Annotated in this window: 17 protein-coding genes; 8 read left to right on the forward strand and 9 right to left on the reverse strand. The window is 71.8% G+C overall.

The window, feature by feature from the left end; all coding sequences use genetic code 11:
• Window positions 1-25: 25 nt before the first annotated feature.
• Entirely contained in the window at window positions 26-889 is an 864-nt protein-coding gene (locus ACJ9NR_RS31360) for a Sco1979 family transcriptional regulator (protein WP_412491349.1), read from the reverse strand.
• Between the two features lie 205 nt (window positions 890-1,094).
• A complete protein-coding gene (locus ACJ9NR_RS31365; RefSeq protein WP_412491348.1) occupies window positions 1,095-1,925 on the reverse strand; it encodes a helix-turn-helix domain-containing protein in 831 nt (276 codons plus the stop codon).
• Between the two features lie 190 nt (window positions 1,926-2,115).
• Between ACJ9NR_RS31365 and ACJ9NR_RS31370 the strand changes: the two genes are divergently transcribed.
• From ACJ9NR_RS31370 to ACJ9NR_RS31380, 3 genes are read left to right on the forward strand one after another with little or no spacing between them, the layout of a single operon-like run.
• Complete coding sequence (locus tag ACJ9NR_RS31370; protein ID WP_412491347.1) at window positions 2,116-2,421, forward strand: 4a-hydroxytetrahydrobiopterin dehydratase; 306 nt, start codon at window positions 2,116-2,118, stop codon at window positions 2,419-2,421.
• 1 nt (window position 2,422) lies between these two features.
• Window positions 2,423-3,169, forward strand: a complete 747-nt coding sequence (locus tag ACJ9NR_RS31375) for a class I SAM-dependent methyltransferase (protein WP_412491346.1) — start codon at window positions 2,423-2,425, stop codon at window positions 3,167-3,169.
• Window positions 3,166-3,456, forward strand: coding sequence for a WCX domain-containing protein (locus ACJ9NR_RS31380; protein ID WP_412491345.1), 291 nt, complete (start codon window positions 3,166-3,168; stop codon window positions 3,454-3,456). The genes ACJ9NR_RS31375 and ACJ9NR_RS31380 overlap by 4 nt, the downstream gene beginning before the upstream one ends.
• Window positions 3,457-3,599: 143 nt before the next feature.
• Here the strand turns inward: ACJ9NR_RS31380 and ACJ9NR_RS31385 are convergent, their stop codons facing one another.
• Both ACJ9NR_RS31385 and ACJ9NR_RS31390 read right to left on the reverse strand, forming a co-directional pair.
• Window positions 3,600-3,875 carry a hypothetical protein gene (locus ACJ9NR_RS31385; RefSeq protein WP_412491344.1) on the reverse strand — a complete coding sequence of 92 codons (276 nt, stop codon included), beginning with the start codon at window positions 3,873-3,875 and terminating at the stop codon, window positions 3,600-3,602.
• A gap of 233 nt (window positions 3,876-4,108) precedes the next feature.
• Window positions 4,109-7,027 carry a glycoside hydrolase family 48 protein gene (locus ACJ9NR_RS31390; protein ID WP_412491343.1) on the reverse strand — a complete coding sequence of 973 codons (2,919 nt, stop codon included), beginning with the start codon at window positions 7,025-7,027 and terminating at the stop codon, window positions 4,109-4,111.
• A 297-nt stretch (window positions 7,028-7,324) separates the two neighbouring features.
• On the opposite strand from ACJ9NR_RS31390, the gene ACJ9NR_RS31395 reads away from it, so the two are divergent.
• Window positions 7,325-8,803: a cellulose binding domain-containing protein gene (locus tag ACJ9NR_RS31395; RefSeq protein ID WP_412491342.1), complete on the forward strand. Its 1,479-nt coding sequence runs from the start codon at window positions 7,325-7,327 to the stop codon at window positions 8,801-8,803.
• Window positions 8,804-8,831: 28 nt separating this feature from the next.
• The gene (locus ACJ9NR_RS31400) at window positions 8,832-10,559 is read left to right on the forward strand and encodes a glycoside hydrolase family 6 protein (protein WP_412491341.1); all 1,728 of its coding nucleotides are present in this window, start codon (window positions 8,832-8,834) and stop codon (window positions 10,557-10,559) included.
• A 35-nt stretch (window positions 10,560-10,594) separates the two neighbouring features.
• Here ACJ9NR_RS31400 and ACJ9NR_RS31405 read toward each other — a convergent pair whose 3' ends face one another.
• Complete coding sequence (locus ACJ9NR_RS31405) at window positions 10,595-11,365, reverse strand: phytanoyl-CoA dioxygenase family protein (RefSeq protein ID WP_412491340.1); 771 nt, start codon at window positions 11,363-11,365, stop codon at window positions 10,595-10,597.
• Between the two features lie 137 nt (window positions 11,366-11,502).
• Here ACJ9NR_RS31405 and ACJ9NR_RS31410 point away from each other — a divergent pair, with 137 nt between their 5' ends.
• Entirely contained in the window at window positions 11,503-12,426 is a 924-nt protein-coding gene (locus tag ACJ9NR_RS31410; RefSeq protein WP_412491339.1) for a class I SAM-dependent methyltransferase, read from the forward strand.
• Between the two features lie 100 nt (window positions 12,427-12,526).
• Window positions 12,527-13,249 (forward strand): SDR family oxidoreductase, encoded by a 723-nt coding sequence (locus ACJ9NR_RS31415; RefSeq protein WP_412491338.1) that lies wholly within the window; start codon window positions 12,527-12,529, stop codon window positions 13,247-13,249.
• 75 nt (window positions 13,250-13,324) lie between these two features.
• Here the strand turns inward: ACJ9NR_RS31415 and ACJ9NR_RS31420 are convergent, their stop codons facing one another.
• Window positions 13,325-14,020, reverse strand: a complete 696-nt coding sequence (locus ACJ9NR_RS31420) for a glycoside hydrolase family 75 protein (protein WP_412491337.1) — start codon at window positions 14,018-14,020, stop codon at window positions 13,325-13,327.
• Between the two features lie 210 nt (window positions 14,021-14,230).
• Here ACJ9NR_RS31420 and ACJ9NR_RS31425 point away from each other — a divergent pair, with 210 nt between their 5' ends.
• Window positions 14,231-14,842 (forward strand): hypothetical protein, encoded by a 612-nt coding sequence (locus ACJ9NR_RS31425; RefSeq protein ID WP_412491336.1) that lies wholly within the window; start codon window positions 14,231-14,233, stop codon window positions 14,840-14,842.
• Window positions 14,843-14,908: 66 nt separating this feature from the next.
• On the opposite strand, the gene ACJ9NR_RS31430 is transcribed toward ACJ9NR_RS31425, so the two are convergent.
• From ACJ9NR_RS31430 to ACJ9NR_RS31440, 3 genes are all read right to left on the reverse strand, one after another.
• Entirely contained in the window at window positions 14,909-15,745 is an 837-nt protein-coding gene (locus tag ACJ9NR_RS31430; RefSeq protein ID WP_412491335.1) for an aldo/keto reductase, read from the reverse strand.
• A 141-nt stretch (window positions 15,746-15,886) separates the two neighbouring features.
• Window positions 15,887-17,713, reverse strand: coding sequence for an AMP-dependent synthetase/ligase (locus ACJ9NR_RS31435; RefSeq protein ID WP_412491870.1), 1,827 nt, complete (start codon window positions 17,711-17,713; stop codon window positions 15,887-15,889).
• Window positions 17,714-18,068: 355 nt separating this feature from the next.
• Entirely contained in the window at window positions 18,069-18,941 is an 873-nt protein-coding gene (locus tag ACJ9NR_RS31440) for a LysR substrate-binding domain-containing protein (protein WP_412491334.1), read from the reverse strand.
• Window positions 18,942-19,032 lie beyond the last annotated feature (91 nt).

The raw sequence follows: 19,032 nt of genomic DNA on the forward strand, positions 1-19,032 counted from the left end.
GGACGGCCGGGGCGCGGTGCGTGGCTCAGAACTCCTCGCGGTACTCCCGCAGGATCTTCCTGGTGCGCTGGGCCGAGGCGGCCCGCGCCGTCATGTGGTCGAGGACCTCCAGGTGCGCGGAGACCTCGGTGCGGGAGTCCAGGTACAGGGCTCCGGTCAGATACTCGGTGAAGACCATGTCGGGCAGTTCCGGCTCACCGAAGCGGAACAGCGTGAAGGGCGCGTACGTCCCCGGGTGCGGACCGTCGCTGAACTCGGCGAGCTGAAGGGTCACCCGGTCGCGCTCGGCGAACTCCAGCAGCTTGTCGAGCTGTTCGCGCATCACCTCGCCGCGGATGCTCACCGGGCGCCGCAGAACCGTCTCGTCCATGATCACCCACAGGTGGGGCGGGTCCCGTCTCTCCAGCAGCCGCTGCCGGGCCATCCGCAGCGACACATGGCGCTCGATCGTCTCCGGCCCGGTCTGCCCTATGGTGCCCGCCTCCAGCACGGCGCGCGCGTAGTCCTCGGTCTGCAGCAGCCCCGGCACGAAGTGCGGCTCGTAGGAGCGGATGAGGGTGGCGGCGCCCTCCAGGCTCACGTAGAGGCTGAACCAGTCCGGCAGCACGTCGTGGAACCGCTGCCACCAGCCCGGCTGGTTGGCCTCCTCGGCGAGGGCGACGAACGCCGCCGCCTCGTCGTCCGGGACGCCGTAGGTCTCCAGCAGCACCTGCACGTACGGGATCTTCAGCGCGACCTCGGCCATCTCCATGCGCCGGACGGTCGCGGGGGCCACCCGCAGGACGCGCGCCGCCTCCTCACGCCTGAGCCCTGCCGCCTCCCGCAGCTCCTGCAGACGCTTTCCGAGCACAACCTGGCCCACGGTGGGCGCGGGACGCCGCTCACTCACGCCACGCCTCCCCTTACGCGCCGAAGTATGCGCGAAGCAGTGTGTCACGTTCCGGCGGCCATCTCACGGGTCCGTGAGGAGTCGCCCGCCGCGCGGACCGCCCGCGGGCCCGTCACCCCCCGGACGCACCGGCCCGGCCACCGGGGTGACCGGCGCCTTCGGCCGCGGGGCCGCCGCCAGCCACGCCCCGGGCCCTGACGGCACGTCAGGACAGCAGCCCGTGCAGGTACTTGACCGTCGCCGGGTCGGCCGGGAGCAGCGTCTCGATGGCCAGCTCGGCGACGGTCACGTCCATCGGGGTGTTGAACGTCGAGATCGACGAGATGAACGACAGCACCCGGCCCTCGTGCTCGATCCGCATCGGCAGCGCGAAGTACGGGACGGGACCGGCCGGTTCCGGGTCCATGGCGGTCTCCGGCACCGGGTGGGCGGCGACCTCCTCGTACAGCGCCCGCAGCGGTGCGGAGCGGTACAGGGCGATCTGCCGCTCCATCTGCGCCAGCAGGTGGCCGCGCCACTCGCGCAGGTTGCGGATGCGCGGCGCCAGCCCCTGGGGGTGCAGGGTCAGCCGCATCACGTTCAGCGGTGGCCGCAGCAGGTGCTCCGGGACGCCGTCCAGCAGCATCGCCACCCCCCGGTTCGCCGCGACCACGTCGTACATCGCGTCGACGACCAGCGCCGGGTAGGGCTCGTAGCCCTGGATGAGGCGCTCCATGCCCTCGCGCAGGGTCTCCAGCGCGGGGGAGTCCAGCGGGGTCTCCGGGTAGTGCGGGGCGTAACCGGCCGCCAGCAGCAGGGCGTTGCGCTCGCGCACCGGCACGTCCAGGTGCTCGGCGAGGCGCAGCACCATCTCCTCGCTCGGCCGGGAGCGGCCCGTCTCGATGAAGCTGATGTGCCGGGCCGAGGAGTCGGCGCGCAGTGCCAGCTCCAGCTGGCTGACCCGCCGCCGCTCCCGCCAGGCCCGCAGCAGCGGACCGACGCCCTGGCCCGCGGGGGCGGCTGTGGAGGCGGAGGGTCCGGTCGCGGCAGTGGTCATGTGTACGACGGTAGTCGAGGAGACGCGCCGGAGGGATGCCGATCCGCCGGCGCCGAGGCGGCGGACGAGGCCGCCCGGCACTCGGCCGGACGCCTCCGTCCGCCTGCCCGGACACCCGTCCCACCAGGGCCGTGGGCACCGCTCTGTGGCAGGCTGAGGAAGAACCCCGGGTCCCGGAAGGAGCCAGCCCATGGCCGTCGAACCGCTGTCGCAGAAGGAAGTCGAGGACCGGCTCGCGGAGCTGCCCGGCTGGTCCGTCGACGGCGGCCGCCTCACCCGCCGGTACCGCCTCGGTTCGCACTTCGGGGCGACGGCGATGGTCGTGCACATCGCGCAGGTGCAGGAGGAGCTGGACCACCACTCCGACCTGACCCTGGGCTACAACACCGTCACCCTGGCGGTGACCACGCACAGCGCGGGCGGCGCCCTCACCGAGAAGGACTTCGAGCTGGCGCGCAGGGCGGAGGCGCTCGCTGCCGGGCACGGAGCCCGGTGACGTGCTCGACTACGACAAGGAGGCCGGCGCCTACGACGACAGCCGTGGCGGCGAGCCCCGCGCGGCGGCGGCCGCCGCCGCCGTCCTCGGCCTGGTTCCCGAGGGCGCGGGCCGGCTCCTCGACACCGCCTGCGGCACCGGCATCGTCACCCGCCGGCTCGCCTCGGCACGCCCCGGCCTGCGGGTCACCGGCGCCGATCTGACGCACGGCATGGCGCGGATGGCGGCCGCCCGGCTGCCCGGCGCGGTCGTCCTGGCCGACAGCCGCCGGCTGCCCTTCGCCGACAGCACCTTCGACGCCGTCACCAGCGTCTGGCTGCTGCACCTCCTCGACGACGCCCGCGCCGTGCGGTCCGCCGTCGCCGAGTGCGCCCGGGTGCTGCGGCCCGGCGGGGTGTACGTCACCACCGTCGACAAGGCCGCCGCGCACGACGTGGGCAGCGACATCGACGTCGTGCTGGCCGGGCGCCCGCGCCGGGCGGCCCGGGACGCCGCGCCCCTCGTCGAGGAGTGCGCGGCGGCCTGCGGGCTGCTGCCCGCCGGACGGGCCGGCTTCCGCGGCCACGGCCAGGGCCGCAGTCCCCGGCGCACCGTGGCGGACCTCGGGCGCGGCTGGTTCACCACGCTGCCGCCCGGCGACCCGCTCACCGAGCGGTTCGCCGCCGGGCTCGCCGCGCTCCCGGACCAGGACCGGCCGCGCGCCGACCCGGTCTTCAGCCTGCGGTCGTTCCGGAAGCCGGCCGGGTGAGGGCCGTCGTCCGGTTGGTCACGCAACGGCTCTACCGGCGGGAGGCGGTGGTCCGGCCGGCCCCGGGCGTGCGGCTGCCGAGGGCCGTCGACGCGGGCACCGACGCGGACGGCCGGGTCCGCGCCCGGGTCCCCATCGAGTCCGTCGAGCACGCCCACGGCGAGTTCCTGAGCCTCGGCACGGCGATCGAGGTCCTTCAGCCGCCGGAACTGCGCGCGCGCCTCGCCCGCACGGTGGCCGAACCGGCCGGGCGATACGGCGACCCGGCGGAGCACCGCGGCGGCTGAGGGGCGGGCGTCCACGGGACGTCCGGGCGGCCCCCGCCCGCCGGCCGGCTCGTGAGCCCGCTCCGGCGACGGCCCGGGGCGCTCGCCCCCTGACACGGGAAGGCGGCCGCCCGCGGGCTGCGGACGACCGCCTCACCGCGTGCTCAAAGACTGCCCAGCAGCCCGCCCAGGAGCCCGGTCACGGCTCCCAGCAGACCGCCGAGCAGGCCGGACGCCGAGGAGGAATCGTCGCCGGAGGAGGGCGTGAGACAGGCCTCGTGGCCCAGGAGGGACACATGGGTGGTCCCGTCGCACTTGGCGGGGGTGTCGGTCGCGGTAGCCGCAGAGGCGCACGGCGCCATAAGGGTCAGAGCGAGTACGGGAGCGGCGAGGACCGCCGCGACGCGGGCGCGGGTCGCCTTGCTGGTGCGCTGCGACATATCTGTCCTTTCGACAGCTATGGGAGGACTTCCTTGATCAGCCTCATACCGCTGCGTACGCTCCGCAACTCGAACATGACCCACCGTGACCATGCGGCCGGGCCGGGCGGTCCCCCGTTGCGGTGAGGACCGCCCGGCCCGCCGGTCCCGTCGCCGGATGACGGGACCACGCACGCGGAGCCTTCAGGCGCTGCCGCGGGCAACGACCGGACCCGCGGAGCGCCCGGCGGGGGCTATTCGAGGAGCTCCGCGTACGAACCCATGGCCATGGCGATGTCCGCCTGGGCCCAGAACCGGTGATACGTGAACGACGGCGCCGCCCCGCCCGCCAGGTACGCCTCGATCTTCGACCAGGCCGGGTCGTTCCGGTAGAAGGACCGGAGCGAGGCGAAGGTCGACGAGGAGTTGATCGCGTCGCCGTCGGGCATCGTGCCGCTGAAGGTGCTCGGCACGTACACGCTGTCGCCGAACCTGCTGTAGTCGGTGCGGGTCTCCGGCACCGCGATGCCCAGGCTGTCGCGGTAGTGGTCCCACATGCCGTCCAGCAGCGCCTTGGCGGTCGTCTTCGCCTGCGCGTCGCCGGACTTGGCGGCGTAGTACGTCAACGTCTTGGCGTACGCGGCGGCCACGCCGACGTCGTCGGTGAAGTCGGCGACGGTGACGTGAAGGCCGCTGTTGGCGCCGGGACTCGACGGGTTCCAGGTGTCGGGCTGCCCCGACCAGTGCAGCGTGGAGGGGATCAGATAGGTGCCGTCCGGATTGATCGTGGTCTTCGACAGCGCCCACGCGACCCACTTGTCGAGGATCGCCTTGGCGGCCGCGTTCCCGGTCTGCTGGTAGTACTCGGCGACCCGTTCCATCGACCACGCCTGGAAGCCGAACCACTGGTTGGACGGCGGGTCGTGGTAGACGGGCTGCTGGTCGTAGTACATGCCGTAGAAGGTGGACGTCCCGGCTGGCGGGGTGGCGTACCGGCCCGCCCAGCTGTTGGTCGCACCGCCCGCGATGGCGCCCTCGTCCGACTGCAGCCAGCGGTAGAACTCCAGCTGCCGGGTCAGGGACTTCGACCAGTCGCTCGCGCCGGTGGCCGACTTGGGCCTCAGGTCGGCGTCACTGCTCAGCGCGTACGCGGCGAGCGGGTTCTGGTAGCCGCCGTGGACGTGGCTGGAGCCGATGCGCCAGGCCCAGCCCGCGCCGGTGTCGTTCGCACCGCCCCAGGCGTAGTACCAGGACAGCAGGTAGTGCGATGCGTCCTTGCCGGTCCCTGCGGCGCAGGTGGACGGCCCGACGCAGTCACCGATCTTCTTGAAGTACTTGTCGTACATGGCGTAGCGCAGGTAGTCGCCCATCTTCGCGGCCTTGCCGATCGTCGCGGAGACGTCCGCGCCCTTGCCCTGCTGCCTGGCCCACACGTCCGCCCAGTACGCGGCCTGCACCGCCCGCGCGTCGGCGTCCGGGGCGTCGGTGTACTTCCACTGTCTGGCGTACGAGGAGTCGCCGGTGAACAGGTCCAGGTAGCCGTTCGGGCCGCCGTACCTGAAGGCGTCGCAGGTCGGCTGCGGCACCGTCTCCCACACCGACTCCTGCGCCCCGCGCTGGAAGGTGTTGATGTAGGACGGGCCCTTCGCCGACGGCCCGCCCTCACAGGTGCCGCCGGGGGTGTCGCCGTAGCCGTAGACGTTGTCGACGTCCTCGAGCCAGTGCATGCCGTAGACGTCGTCGGTGCCGTACGCGCTCTTCAGCTCACCGGCGATCGGGTCCGAGCCGACGGAGACGGAGGTGTCGAGCCTGGCCGGGTACTCGTCCGGGGTGTCGAGCTCGGGCGCGTAGGTGGCCGGCTTGGCGGCGTTGTAGAAGGAGTTGGTCGGCTGGTCGGCGTGGGTGGGGATCATGTACTTCTCCATCAGGGCCCACGCGCCGTTGAACTTCGACCAGTCACCGGTGACCTTGCCGTACATCGCCTGCAGCCACAGCAGATAGCTGTAGGCCTCCGATGTCGTCTCGTGGCCCTGGTCCGGGGCCTCCACGATCAGCGTCTCCACCGCGTGGTAGGGAATGCCCTCGGGGGAGAAGTAGCCGTTCGCCGGGTCGGTGATCTTCCCGTAGAGGTCCAGGAAACGGGCGTCGTACGCCTTCTGCGCCGCCAGCTCGGTCACCGTGACCGTCGCCTTGCCGTGGCCCGCCGCCGTCGACTCGAACGTCGCCGAGCCGGTGCCGGAGGAGTCCGCGGTGACGGTCACCGTCTGCGCGGTGTCCCAGTCGGCGGGCGTGAAGGTGAGCGTCGCGCCGCCGGTGACCGACAGACCGCTGTTGCCGCTCGCGCGGGCCGTCGTCACGGTCACGTCGGAGGCCGGCTGCGTCGACAGCTTCACCGCGTACGTGCCCGACGCGCCCTGCCGGACGCCCAGTTGGGTGGGGGAGGCGACCACCGAGGGGCCCGCGGCGACCGTGATGCCGACCGGCGTGGAGTCGGCCGACGCACCCAGGCTGTCGTAGGCCTTCGCCACCAGTGAATGACTGCCCACCGCCAGGCCGGTGGCCGACAGCGTGTAGGGCGCGCTGGTGTCCGTGCCCAGCAGGGTCGTGTCGTCGTAGAACTCGACCTTGCTGATGCTCGCGTCGTCGGCCGCGGCGGCGGTGGCCGCGAGCGGCACCGCCTCGCCCTGCGAGTAGACCGCGCCCGCGGCCGGGCTGGTCAGCACGGTGACCGGCGGCTGGTGCGCGCCGGCGCAGGTGGTGCCGTTGACCGCGAAGCTCGTCGGCGCGGCGTTGGTGCCGCTGTAGGTGAACTGGGCGCCGGTGGAGACGGCGGCACCCGCGGCGATCTTCGCGTTGTAGCCGGCGTCCTTCACGCTGACCGACCGCCCGGACTGCGACCAGGTGCCGTTCCAGCCGTTGCTGAGCTTCTGGTTGCCGGTGTAGGCGTACGTCAGGGTCCAGCCGTCGATCGCGTCCGTGCCGCGGTTGGTGAGGGTCAGGTCCGCGGTGAAACCGGAGCCCCAGTCGTTGGCCTTGTAGTCGACGCTGCACTGAAGTGCCGCCGCGTGTGCGGGTGTCGAGCCGGTGGCGAGCATCGGGAGCGGGAGGGCGAGGGCCGCCACGACAGCGGTCCACAACCGCCGCGTGACGCGGCGTCTGCGTCTGGAGTGCATGTGCTGGTTCCTCCTTGCGGCTCGGAGAAGTGGGGGGCGGAGCAACAAGCCGTGAACCAGTGGGAGCGCTCCCATAGTGCGGAAGGGGGTGGAGGCGGTCAAGGGGGCTCGAAGAGTCGAAAAGATTCGACAGCGGTGGACGGCGGCGAGGAGCGGGGTGTTGAGGGAAAGTCAGCGAACTTCTGTGACTCCCCTGTCCTTTGCCGTCACTTGGCGCTACCTTCATCGGCACCAGTGGGAGCGGTTCCATCAGTCGACGCGTCCGTCCCGGCGCGCCCGAGCTGCAAGGAGTCGCTCATGCGACACCCCCCGCGTTCAGTACTTTTAGCCGTCGCCGCGGCGGCCGGACTTGTCGGGTCCATGACCATTCCGGTCGTCGCGGCACAGGGAGCCGCGCCCGCCTGCTCGGTGGAGTACTCCGTCACCGGCCAGTGGGACACCGGCTTCCAGGGCGCCGTGAAGATCACCAACAACTCGGCGCCCACGAGCAGTTGGAAGCTGGGTTTCGACTTCGCTGACGGCCAGAAGGTCACCCAGGGCTGGAACGCCGAGTGGTCCCAGTCCGGTACGGCGGTGACCGCGGCCAACGAGAGCTACAACGGTTCGCTGGCCACCGGCGCGAGCGTCAGCGCCGGGTTCCTCGCCTCCCGGCCGGGATCGGGGAGCAACGCCGCACCGACGTCGTTCGAGCTCAACGGGACGACGTGCGACGCGGCTCCGGAACCGACGCCGCCGCCACCGACCGGTCCGCCCGCGAGCGGCGGGGCACCCGCCCTGCACGTCTCGGGCAACAGGCTGGTGGACGCCGGCGGCGCCACGCGCCGGCTGCTCGGCGTCAACCGCTCCGGCGGCGAGTTCATGTGCGTACAGGGCCGCGGCATCTTCGACGGTCCGGTCGACGACGCCGCGATCCGGGCGATCGCCGACTGGAAGGCGAACGCGGTCCGCATTCCGCTCAACGAGGAGTGCTGGCTGGGACTCTCCGGCATCGAGCCGCAGTACGGCGGCGCCGCCTACATCGGCGCGGTCCGGGACCTGGTGGCCCGGGTCGAGGCGCACGGCATGACGCCGATCGTCGAACTGCACTGGACCTACGGCCAGTACACCGGCAACTCGGCGGGCTGCTCCGACGTGCACGCCACCTGCCAGAAGCCGATGCCGGACGCGCGGTACACGCCGTCGTTCTGGTCGTCGGTGGCCGACACCTTCAAGGCCGACCAGGCGGTGGTGTTCGACCTGTTCAACGAGCCCTATCCGGACCGGGCGACGTCCACGGCCGCGCAGGCGTGGCAGTGCTGGCGGGACGGCGGCACCTGCCCCGGTATCGGCTACGAGGTCGCCGGCATGCAGGACCTCGTCGACGCGGTGCGCTCCACCGGCGCCCGGAACGTCGTCATGGCCGGCGGACTGGCGTACTCCAACGACCTCGGCCAGTGGCTGACGTACAGACCCGGCGACCCGACCGGCAATCTCGTCGCCGCCTACCACGTCTACAACTTCAACACCTGCTCGAACGAGAGCTGCTGGAACTCCACGCTCGCGCCCGTCGCGGCCCAGGTGCCGCTGGTGGCGGGGGAGATCGGGGAGAACACCTGCGCGCACTCCTTCGTCGACCGGGTCATGAAGTGGTTCGACGCCCGGGGGCTCTCCTACCTCGGCTGGACCTGGAACACCTGGGACTGCTCCTCCGGCCCCTCGCTCATCTCCGGTTACGACGGGACTCCCACGTCGTACGGCATCGGGCTGCGCGACCACCTGCGCGCCCTGAACGGTTGATCCCCTACAGGACAGGAAACCCGCACTCATGAGCAGTCGTACCAGAACAGCGTTACTCGGCGCCCTGGCGCTGATCGCCGCGTCCGCCGGGACCGCGGCGGCCGCCGTCCCCCCGGACACCGGGCTCGCGGCCGTGCCCTGCACGGTGGACTACACGGTGCAGAACCAGTGGGACACCGGCTTCACCGCCGCCGTGACGGTCACCAACAACGGCGCCGCCAAGAGCAGTTGGGCGGTGAAGTGGTCGTACGCCGGAAACCAGAAGGTCACCAGCGGCTGGAACGCGAAGCTCAGCCAGAGCGGCGCCACCGTCACGGCCGCCAACGAGACCTACAACGCCACGCTGGGCGCGGGCGGTTCGGTGAGCTTCGGCTTCAACGGCACCTACAGCGGCACCAACGCGGTGCCGACCGCCTTCACGCTCGACGGTGTGACCTGCAACGCCGACGACGGCAGCAGCGGCGGCGGGGGCGGAGACGGCGGTGGCGGCACCGATCCCAGCGGCCGGGTCGACAACCCGTACGCCGGCGCCAAGGTGTACGTCAACCCCGAGTGGTCCGCGAAGGCCGCCGCCGAGCCGGGCGGCGACCGCGTCTCCGACCAGCCCACCGGCGTCTGGCTCGACCGCATCGCCGCCATCGACGGCGTGAACGGCGGCATGGGCCTGCGCGACCACCTCGACGCGGCCCTGCAGCAGAAGGGCAGTGGCGAGGAGGTCGTCCAGCTGGTCGTCTACGACCTCCCCGGACGGGACTGCTCGGCCCTCGCCTCCAACGGCGAACTCGGCCCGACCGAGATCGACAAGTACAAGACGCAGTTCATCGATCCCATCGCGGCGATCCTGTCGGACGCCAAGTACGCCTCCCTGCGCATCGTCACCACGATCGAGATCGACTCGCTGCCCAACCTGGTCACCAACACCGGCAGCCGCGCCACCGCCACCCCGAACTGCGACACCATGCTCGCCAACGGCAACTACGTGAAGGGCGTCGGCTACGCGCTGGCCAAGCTCGGCGCGATCCCGAACGTCTACAACTACCTCGACGCCGGGCACCACGGCTGGCTCGGCTGGGACGACAACTTCGGCCCGTCCGCCGACATCATGAAGCAGGCCGCCACCAGCGAGGGCGCGACCGTCGACGACGTGCAGGGCTTCATCACCAACACGGCCAACTACAGCGCCCTGAAGGAGGACAACTTCACCGTGGACGACACGGTGAACGGCACGTCCGTGCGCCAGTCGAAGTGGGTGGACTGGAACCGGTACGTCGACGAGCTGTCGTTCGCGCAGGCGTTCCGCGACGAACTGGTCTCCGTCGGCTTCAACTCGGACATCGGCATGCTGATCGACACCTCCCGCAACGGCTGGGGCGGCACCGCCCGGCCCACCGGCCCCGGCCCGAGGACCAGCGTGGACGCCTACGTCGACGGCGGCCGCTACGACCGCCGGATCCACGTCGGCAACTGGTGCAACCAGTCCGGCGCCGGTCTCGGCGAGCGCCCGCAGGCCGACCCGGCGAGCGGGATCGACGCCTACGTGTGGATGAAGCCTCCGGGCGAGTCGGACGGCTCCAGCACCGCCATCGCCAACGACGAGGGCAAGGGCTTCGACCGCATGTGCGACCCGACGTACACGGGCAACGCCCGCAACGGCAACAACATGTCGGGCGCGCTGCCGAACGCTCCGCTGTCGGGGCACTGGTTCTCGGCGCAGTTCCAGCAGCTGATGCAGAACGCGTACCCGCCGCTGTCGTGACGCGGCGGCCGCGGTGACATGGCGGTCCGCCGGGGTCAGGCCTTCCCGGCCAGCCCCCGGCGGATCGCGCACTCGACCGGTGAGTAGTCGCCGTCGGGGCGTTCCAGCTCGTAGGGGACGGCCGGCATCAGCGGCGGCTGGGCCATGAAGCGCGGGCGGGTGCCGTGGTGGGGCTGGGCGGCGTGCACCAGGAAGGGGTGGCAGAGGTAGACGTCGCCGGGGCCGCCGGTGGCGTACGCCAGGGGACGGTCGGCGGAGGCCTCGACCAGCCTCGGCGCGATCTCGAGGCCCGAGACGCCTGTCTCGCCGTACGGCTCCAGCAGGGACGGCACGTCGAGATGGGAGCCGACGCGGATCCGGGTCGGGGCGTCCGCCTCGGTCACCTCGCTGAACAGGAACAGCATCAGCAGCGCGCGGTCCCTGGAGCGGAGGTTGGTGAAGTACCAGCTCTCCCCGTCCGGGAGGTAGCTGCCCTCGATGTGCCAGCCCGCGTCGTCCGGTTCCTCCTCGTGCGGGAAGCGCAGCGGGAAGGTGCCCAGGGAGTAGCGCGGCAGCCAGCGGCCCGCGCCGACGATCAGGTCGAACGCCTCGTGCAGCACGGGGGAGTTGGCCGCGGCGGCGAACGGACCCTGTGCCATGCCGCCCACCCGGACCACCGGGTCCTTCCAGGTGGCGGGATCCTCGGGGTCGTACCCCGTCTCGCGCCACAGCAGGCGTGCGCAGTCCTCGGCGACGCGCGGCGGGAACGCCCCCTCGATCCTCACGAATCCGTCCCGGAGGAAATCCTCCACCACCGTGTCGTCCATCGGGCCATCGTCGGGGAGCCGTCCGCGACCGCGCACCTCATTTTCCGGACGCCCCGTTTTGCCGGGTCGGCAACTGTGCTTGCCGTTGCGCGGCGCGTCGGCGCACCCTGGCCGGACCCGGACGAGAGGCTGACACCATGGCGCACGGACATCAGGACGCAGAGCACCCAGGACACGCGGGTCACGGGGGCCACGGGAGCCCTCATCACCACGACCACGCGGACATCGACTGGGCGGAGATGGCCCCGCTGCTGGAATCGCAGGCGGAGCTGTTCACCCCCCTGTACGAGCGGGCCATGAACTGGCTCACCGACAAGCAGACCGAGCCCGGGCTGATCGTCGACGCGGGCAGCGGGCCAGGCGTCGTGGCCTGCCTGCTCGCCGAGGCGTTCCCCGGCGCGCGGGTCGTCGCCGTCGACGGCTCCGAGCAGCTCCTCGAACGGGCGCGCGCACGGGCCGGCCGGCTCGGCGTCGGGGACCGTTTCGGCACGGTCACCGGTGACCTGCCAGGCGTGCTGGAGGAGCTGGACTATCCGGCCGATCTGCTCTGGGCCAGCCGCAGCCTGCACCACCTCGGCGACCAGCGGGCCGCCCTCGCCGCCTTCGCCGACCGGCTCGCGCCCGGCGGCACGCTGGCGATCATGGAGGGCGGGCTGCCCGCCCGCTTCCTGCCGCGCGACATCGGCATCGGCCGCCCGGGTCTGCAGACCCGGCTCGACGTACTGGAGGAGGAGTGGTTCGCCGAGATGCGCGCGGGCCTGCCCGACTCCGTCGCCGAGACCGAGGACTGGCCGGCCCTGATGGCCGCCGCGGGCCTCAGGCCCACCGGCACCCGCACCTTCCTCCTCGACCTGCCCGCCCCGGCCGGGGACCGGGCCCGCGGCTACGTCGCCGCCACCCTCTCCCGCCTCCGCGACGGCTTCGCCGACCGGCTCGACCCGACGGACCGCGCCACCCTCGACCGTCTGCTCGACCCCGACGACAAGGCGAGCGTGCACCACCGCCCCGATGTGTTCGTGCTGGCGGCGCACACGCTGCACACGGCGGCCCACGCGATGTGAGGGGCGCGTCCGCCGGCCGGCGCTTGACTTCGAGAACGCTCCAACTGATCTACTCCCGTCGTCGGGCCCGGACGGGCCGGACGCGACACAGGGGGTAGCCATGTCCACCAGCACAGACAGCACACACCGCGCGGAGTCTCCCGTCACGCTGATCACCGGCGGTGCCACCGGCATCGGCGCGGCCGTGGCGCGGCAACTGCTCGGCGCCGGGCACCGGGTGGCCGTCACCGGCCGCCGGGAGCAGCGGCTGCACGCCTTCGCCGACGAACTCGGCCGGCCCGAGGAGCTGTTGACCCTGGCCGGCAACGCGGCCGAGTACGCGGATGTGCGGTCCGCGGTGGAGAGCACGCTCAAGGCGTACGGACGGCTGGACACGGTCGTCGCCAACGCCGGGTTCGCCACCCACGACGCGGTGGCGGACGGCGACCCGGCCGGCTGGACCGAGATGGTGCTGACCAACGTCCTCGGCCCGGCGCTGCTCATCCGCGCCTCGGTCGACGCCCTGAAGGAGACCCGGGGCCGGATCGTCCTGGTCGGCAGCGTCGCCGGATTCGTGAACACGCCCGGCAACATCTACGGGGCGACCAAGTGGGCGGTGACCGGCCTCGCCGAGAACACCCGCCGTCAGGTGACGGACTTCGGCATCGGCGTCACGCTGATCGCGCCCGGCCGCGTGGAGACCCCGTTCTGGGACGGCACTCTGCCGCCCGGTCACCTGCTGACCGCCGATCAGATCGCGGACTCCGTCGTCTGGGCGCTGCGCCAGCCGGCCGGAGTGGACGTCAACACCGTCGTCGTACGCCCGATCGGGCAGCCCAACTGACCCCCGCACGGAGGCCGGCCGGGCCGCCCGCGCCCTGACCGGGGGGCCCGGGGCGAAATACGCCCCAGTCGAGCCTTAGTTGTCCCGCAGGAACCGCCGGGCCAGCTTGTCGCCCAGCGTGACGGCCGCGCCGTGGCTCTCGATGGGGGACACCCGCGAGTCCTTGAAGAGGATGTAGGTCACCCCGGAGTCGGTGCCGCCGTTCTCCGGGTCGGGGTCGATGCCGAGCGCGTGGGCGGTGGCGTAGGAGGCCTCGCCGATGATCTTCGTGGGGCCGGTGTCGCCGACGACGGCGTACTCGACCCTGCCGTGGTAGATCACGGCGACCACGCCGCCGCCCCTGATGCCGGCGCCGGAGTAGTCCCAGATGCCGCTGGAGCTGGGCACGACGACGTACGGCAGGGAGTCCGCCCGCAGCGGGCTGCCGTCGGACTGGTGGAAGGCCGTGTCGTCCTGGTACCAGGGGTCGGTGTTCTCGTTGCACTTCGACGTGCGCCGGCCGTCGCAGTCGATGTCCATGTCGGCCTTCCAGAACACGGCGCCGTTCTTGCCGCAGACCGGGACGGTGGCCGAGGTCTCCTCGTCGGTCCGGTACTTGCCGTGGGAGATCTGGGAGCAGGACCTCACCTTGGCGAGCAGGTCGGCCGCGCTGACCGAGCCCTCCTGGGCGGACGCGGGCCCAGGCGAGCTGGAGGCGTTCGCGGGGAGCACTCCGGCGGCGAGCAGGGCGGCTCCGGAGGCCGCGGCGAGGGTCAGAGTTCGTATGCGCACTGTGGGGGAACCCTTCTGTTAGGAAACTTTCCTTACCGGGTTGCCGTACAAGGTGGCCCCAAGGGCATGCTCGCGTCAAGTCTGTGGGCGGTGCTCGCCGCGGAGGGCGCCCCGAGAGGCCGGTGCACGGATTGCGGCGCCCGGGTCCCGGGAGAAGACTGGCGGCGAGGCACCACCCGGACACCGCCCGACCCTGGGAGGCGAGGCGCCATGTTCGTTCGGACCGTGTACTCGACCGGCGACCCCTCGAAGATCGACGCGGCCGTCAGGGCACTGAACGCGCAGGGACGGGACCTGCTGGAGGACCGTCCCGGCTACCGGGGGTCGGGCGTCTTCGTGGATCGGACGCTCGGCAAGCTGCTGGCCGTCAGCTGGTGGACCTCCGAGGAGGCCCGGCGCAACAGCGACGAGGTCATGCGCGAGCGGCGCGGGGGGATGCTGGAGCCGTTCGCCGCGACGACCCTCGTCGAGAACTACGAGGCGGCCGTCTTCCACCAGGTACGGCCGCCCGAGGCGGGCGGCGGGCTGCGGCTGAGCAGGCTGGAGTTCGACCCCGTGGACACCGGTCTGCTCGCCGAGACCTTCCGCGCGTCGGTGGCCCCCGGACTCGAGGCCCTGTCCGGGCTGGCCAGGACGTCCCTGCTCGTCGACCGGGAGCGCGGACGCGGCATGATCGGCGCGCTGTTCACCGACCGCGCCCGCCTCGCCGCCTCTCGCGGGGCCCACGCGGCGATCCGGCACGAGGGCGCCGCCAAGGCGCACGTCTCCGTGACCACGCTGGAGGAGTTCGAGACCGTCTTCACCGATGTGCGGGCGGGGTGAACCGAGCACGTCCGCCCCGCCGCGCGGAAGCCGCGCGGCGGGGCGGACGCCGGCCGGGGGACCGCGTCAGGCGGCGTTGAAGGCGGACGGGTCGAGACCCAGGCGCCGGTCCTCGTTGAGTGCGCTGATGGCCGCCAGGTCCTCGGTGTCCAGGCTGAAGTCGAAGACCTCGATGTTCTCCCTGATCCGCGACGGCGTGACGGACTTCGGGATCACGATGTTGCCGAGCTGGAGGTGCCAGCGCAGCACGACCTGGGCCGGGGTGCGGCCGTGCTTCTGGGCGATGGCGACGATCGCCGGGACCTCCAGCAGCCCCTTGCCCGAGCCGAGCGGCGACCAAGCCTCGGTCGCGATGCCCTGCTCCGCGTGGTACTCGCGCGCCGCGTGCTGCTGCAGGTACGGGTGCAGCTCGATCTGGTCGACCGCCGGGATGACGGACGTCTCGGCGATGAGCCGCCGGAGGTGCTCCGGCTCGAAGTTGGAGACGCCGATCGCGCGGACGCGGCCGTCGGCGTGCAGCTTCTCGAACGCCTTGTAGGTGTCGACGTACTTGTCCCGGGCCGGGGTCGGCCAGTGGATCAGGTACAGGTCGACGTGGTCCAGGCCGAGCCTGCGCAGCGACGTGTCGAAGGCGCGCAGGGTGGAGTCGTACCCCTGGTCGCTGTTCCAGAGCTTGGTGGTGACGAAGATGTCCTCGCGCGGGACGCCGGCGGCCGCGATCGCCCGTCCGGTGCCCTCCTCGTTGCCGTAGATCGCCGCTGTGTCGATGCTGCGGTACCCGGCCTCCAGCGCGGTGGCGACCGCCCGCTCCGCCTCGTCGTCCGGCACCTGCCAGACGCCGAAGCCCAGCTGGGGCATCTCGACGCCGTTGTTGAGGATGATCGGGGGGACCTTGCTGCTCACGAGCTCTCGATCCTTACGGTTGTCGTCAGGTGGTACTCCCCATCGTCAACGATCACGGGCCGTGATGCATTCCTGACAGAACAATCCGCCGGAACCGACCGGTGGCGGACGAGCGGCGCACCACCCCCGGCCGACCGGCCGTCAGGCCTGGTAGAGGGCCTCGACCTCGTTGGCGTAGGCGTTCTCGATGGCCTTGCGCTTCAGCTTCAGGGACGGGGTCAGCAGACCGTGTTCCTCGGTGAACGGCTGGGCGAGTATCCGGAACGTGCGGATCGACTCGGCCTGGGAGACGAGGGTGTTGGCGGCGACCACCGCGCGCCGCACCTCCGTCTCCAGATCGGCGTCGCGCACCAGCTGGGCGGGGCCCATCCGGGGCTTGCCGCGCATCTGCAGCCAGTGCTCGACGGCCTCCTGGTCGAGGGTGACCAGGGCGGCGATGTAGGGGCGGTCGTTGCCGACGACGATGCACTGGTTGACCAGCGGATGGTCGCGGACCCGCTCCTCCAGCACGCCGGGCGAGACGCTCTTGCCGCCGGAGGTCACGAGGATCTCCTTCTTGCGGCCGGTGATGGTGAGGTAGCCGTCCTCGTCCAGGGAGCCCAGGTCGCCGGTGGCGAGCCAGCCGTCGTGCAGGGTCTCGTCGGTGGCCTTGGGGTTGTTGAGGTAGCCGGCGAAGACGTTCGGGCCGTGCAGCCATATCTCGCCGTCGTCCGCGATGTGCACGGTGACGCCCGGGATGGGCCGGCCGACGGTGCCGTAGCGGGTGCGCTCGGGCGGGTTCGCGGTCGCGGCGGCCGTCGACTCGGTGAGGCCGTAACCCTCGTAGATCTGCACGCCCGCGCCCGCGAAGAACAGGCCGAGCCTGCGGTCCATCCCGGAGCCGCCCGACATGGCGTTGCGGATCCGGCCGCCCATCGCGGCGCGCACCTTGGAGTAGACGAGCTTGTCGAAGAGCTGGTGCTGCACGCGCAGGCCGGCCGAGGGGCCGGGCCCGAGGCCCCAGGCCTTCGCCTCGACGGCGTCGGCGTACTTCACGGCGATGTCGACGGCCTTCTCGAAGGGCCCGGACTTGCCTTCCTTCTCCGCCTTGCGGCGGGAGGCGTTGAAGACCTTCTCGAAGATGTACGGCACCGCCAGGATGAACGTCGGCCGGAACGCCTGCAGGTCGGGCAGCAGGGCGGAGGCGTTCAGCTGCGGCTGGTGGCCGAGGCGCACCCCGCCGCGGATGGTGGCGACCTCCACCATCCGCCCGAAGACGTGCGCGAGCGGCAGGAAGAGCAGGGTCGACGCCTCGTCGCCCTTCTTGGTGTGGAACACCGGCTCCCAGCGCTCGATGACGGTGTCCGACTCGTACATGAAGCTGCCGTGGGTGATCACACAGCCCTTCGGGCGGCCCGTGGTGCCCGAGGTGTAGATGATCGTCGCGACCGAGTCCGGGGTGATCGCCTGCCGGTGCCGGTGCACCACCTCGTCGTCGAGGTGGGCGCCGGCGTCGTAGAGCTCCTGCACGCAGTCGTTGTCGAGCTGCCAGAGCTGGTGCAGCTGGGGCAGCCGGTCGATGACGGTGGCGATCGTCATCGCGTGGTCCTCGTGCTCCACGATCGCGGCCGTGCACTCGGCGTCGTAGAGCATCCAGAAGCACTGCTCGGCCGACGAGGTGGGGTAGATCGGCACCACCTGGGCGCCGATGGTCCACAGCGCGAAGTCCAGCTGGGTCCACTCGTAGCGGGTACGGGACATGATCGCGACGCGGTCGCCGAACCGGACGCCCCGGGCGAGCAGTCCCTTGGCGAGCGCCAGCACCTCGTCCCGGAACTCGGCCGCGGTCACGTCCCGCCAGCGTCCGCCGTCGTCCTTGCGGCCGAGCGAGACGTGCAGCGGGTCCTTCTGGGCACGCTCGAACACCACGTCGGCCAGACCGCCCACTGTCGGTGCCAGCGTCAACGCAGGGCTGGTGAACTCGCGCAAACTCACTCCCCGCTCCCTCAGCGCTGTATCGAGACCCGCAAGCGCCGTGAAAGCTACCCCACCCGGAGACGGGGCGGGAGGGGGGTCAAAAGCGAACAACCCTCAGTCTCGGCCTGGTCAGCGGCTGGAAAATGCGCCCACATCCGGAAGGGTCGGACAGAAAACTGACGGTTGAGTAAGTTTCGGTTCCGTAATCTCCACCGAATCTGTACGACCTGCCTACCGCCCTTGACTGCTGGTCAACGACGTCACCGGCGCGGTCCGGCCGCCTCCTCCCTCAGCGTACGAGGGGCGGAATTCGTCACTCCGGTCCAGGTCGAGGGTGGTCTGCGGCCGGGCGCGCCCCGCGCCCCGCCTACGTCGCCCGCCTGCGCTGCAGTCTGTCACCGCCCGCCAGGATCGTCGCCGCCAGGGCGTCCGCCGCCTCCCGGGACCCGCCGGGACGGTGGCCGTCGACCAGGACGAAGTCGACGCGGCCCAGTTCGGGCAGGCCGAAGCGGTCCGGGAGGCGGACCAGGCCCGGTGGGATCAGGCCCCGGGAGTGGGCCATGACGCCCAGGCCCGCGCGGGCCGCCGCGATCAGGGCGCTCAGGCTGCCGCTGGTGCAGGCGATGCGCCAGGGCCGGTCCGCGCGCTCCAGGGACTCCAGGGCCACGGCACGCGTGATGCCGGGAGGCGGGAAGACGATCAGCGGCACCGGGCGGTCCGTCTCCAGGCGCAGCCGTTCCGCGCCGATCCACACCAGCTCGTCGTGCCAGACCAGCTTCCCGCGGCGGTCCCCGGACCGCCGCTTGGCCAGCACCAGGTCCAGCCTCCCGGCCGCGAGCTGCTCGTGCAGGGTGCCCGACAGCTCGACGGTCAGCTCCAGGTCCACCTCGGGGTGGTCGTGGCGGAAGCCCTCCAGGATCTCCGGCAGCCGGGTCAGCACGAAGTCCTCCGAGGCGCCGAAGCGCAGCCGGCCGCGCAGCCGGGTACCCGTGAAGAACGCCGCCGCCTGCTCCTGCACCTGAAGGATCCGCCGCGCGAACCCGAGCATCGCCTCGCCGTCCTCGGTGAGCTCCACCGAGTGGGTGTCCCGGGAGAACAGCTGCCGCCCGGTCGCGTCCTCCAGCCGCCGTACGTGCTGGCTGACCGTCGACTGGCGCAGCCCCAGCCGCCGGGCGGCCTGGGTGAAGCTCAGGGTCTGGGCGACCGCCAGGAAGGTACGCAGATGGGAGGGCTCGTACATACGGGCAACGGTAGCCGCTCATCATGGATCGCGATGGCAGTCAGAGCGGTATACCGGATTCCCGATCGGCCGCCGGAGGAGGACGATGGAC

The organism is Streptomyces sediminimaris (genome assembly GCF_047049295.1).
Lineage (GTDB): Bacteria > Actinomycetota > Actinomycetes > Streptomycetales > Streptomycetaceae > Streptomyces > Streptomyces sediminimaris.

Coding starts and splice junctions, on each gene's coding strand:
- ACJ9NR_RS31425 (WP_412491336.1), top strand. CDS start 14,231: ATGTTCGTTCGGACCGTGTACTCGACCGGCGACCCCTCGAAGATCGAC.
- ACJ9NR_RS31410 (WP_412491339.1), top strand. CDS start 11,503: ATGGCGCACGGACATCAGGACGCAGAGCACCCAGGACACGCGGGTCAC.
- ACJ9NR_RS31395 (WP_412491342.1), top strand. CDS start 7,325: ATGCGACACCCCCCGCGTTCAGTACTTTTAGCCGTCGCCGCGGCGGCC.
- ACJ9NR_RS31365 (WP_412491348.1), bottom strand. CDS start 1,925: ATGACCACTGCCGCGACCGGACCCTCCGCCTCCACAGCCGCCCCCGCG.
- ACJ9NR_RS31390 (WP_412491343.1), bottom strand. CDS start 7,027: ATGCACTCCAGACGCAGACGCCGCGTCACGCGGCGGTTGTGGACCGCT.
- ACJ9NR_RS31440 (WP_412491334.1), bottom strand. CDS start 18,941: ATGTACGAGCCCTCCCATCTGCGTACCTTCCTGGCGGTCGCCCAGACC.
- ACJ9NR_RS31385 (WP_412491344.1), bottom strand. CDS start 3,875: ATGTCGCAGCGCACCAGCAAGGCGACCCGCGCCCGCGTCGCGGCGGTC.
- ACJ9NR_RS31400 (WP_412491341.1), top strand. CDS start 8,832: ATGAGCAGTCGTACCAGAACAGCGTTACTCGGCGCCCTGGCGCTGATC.
- ACJ9NR_RS31405 (WP_412491340.1), bottom strand. CDS start 11,365: ATGGACGACACGGTGGTGGAGGATTTCCTCCGGGACGGATTCGTGAGG.
- ACJ9NR_RS31415 (WP_412491338.1), top strand. CDS start 12,527: ATGTCCACCAGCACAGACAGCACACACCGCGCGGAGTCTCCCGTCACG.
- ACJ9NR_RS31370 (WP_412491347.1), top strand. CDS start 2,116: ATGGCCGTCGAACCGCTGTCGCAGAAGGAAGTCGAGGACCGGCTCGCG.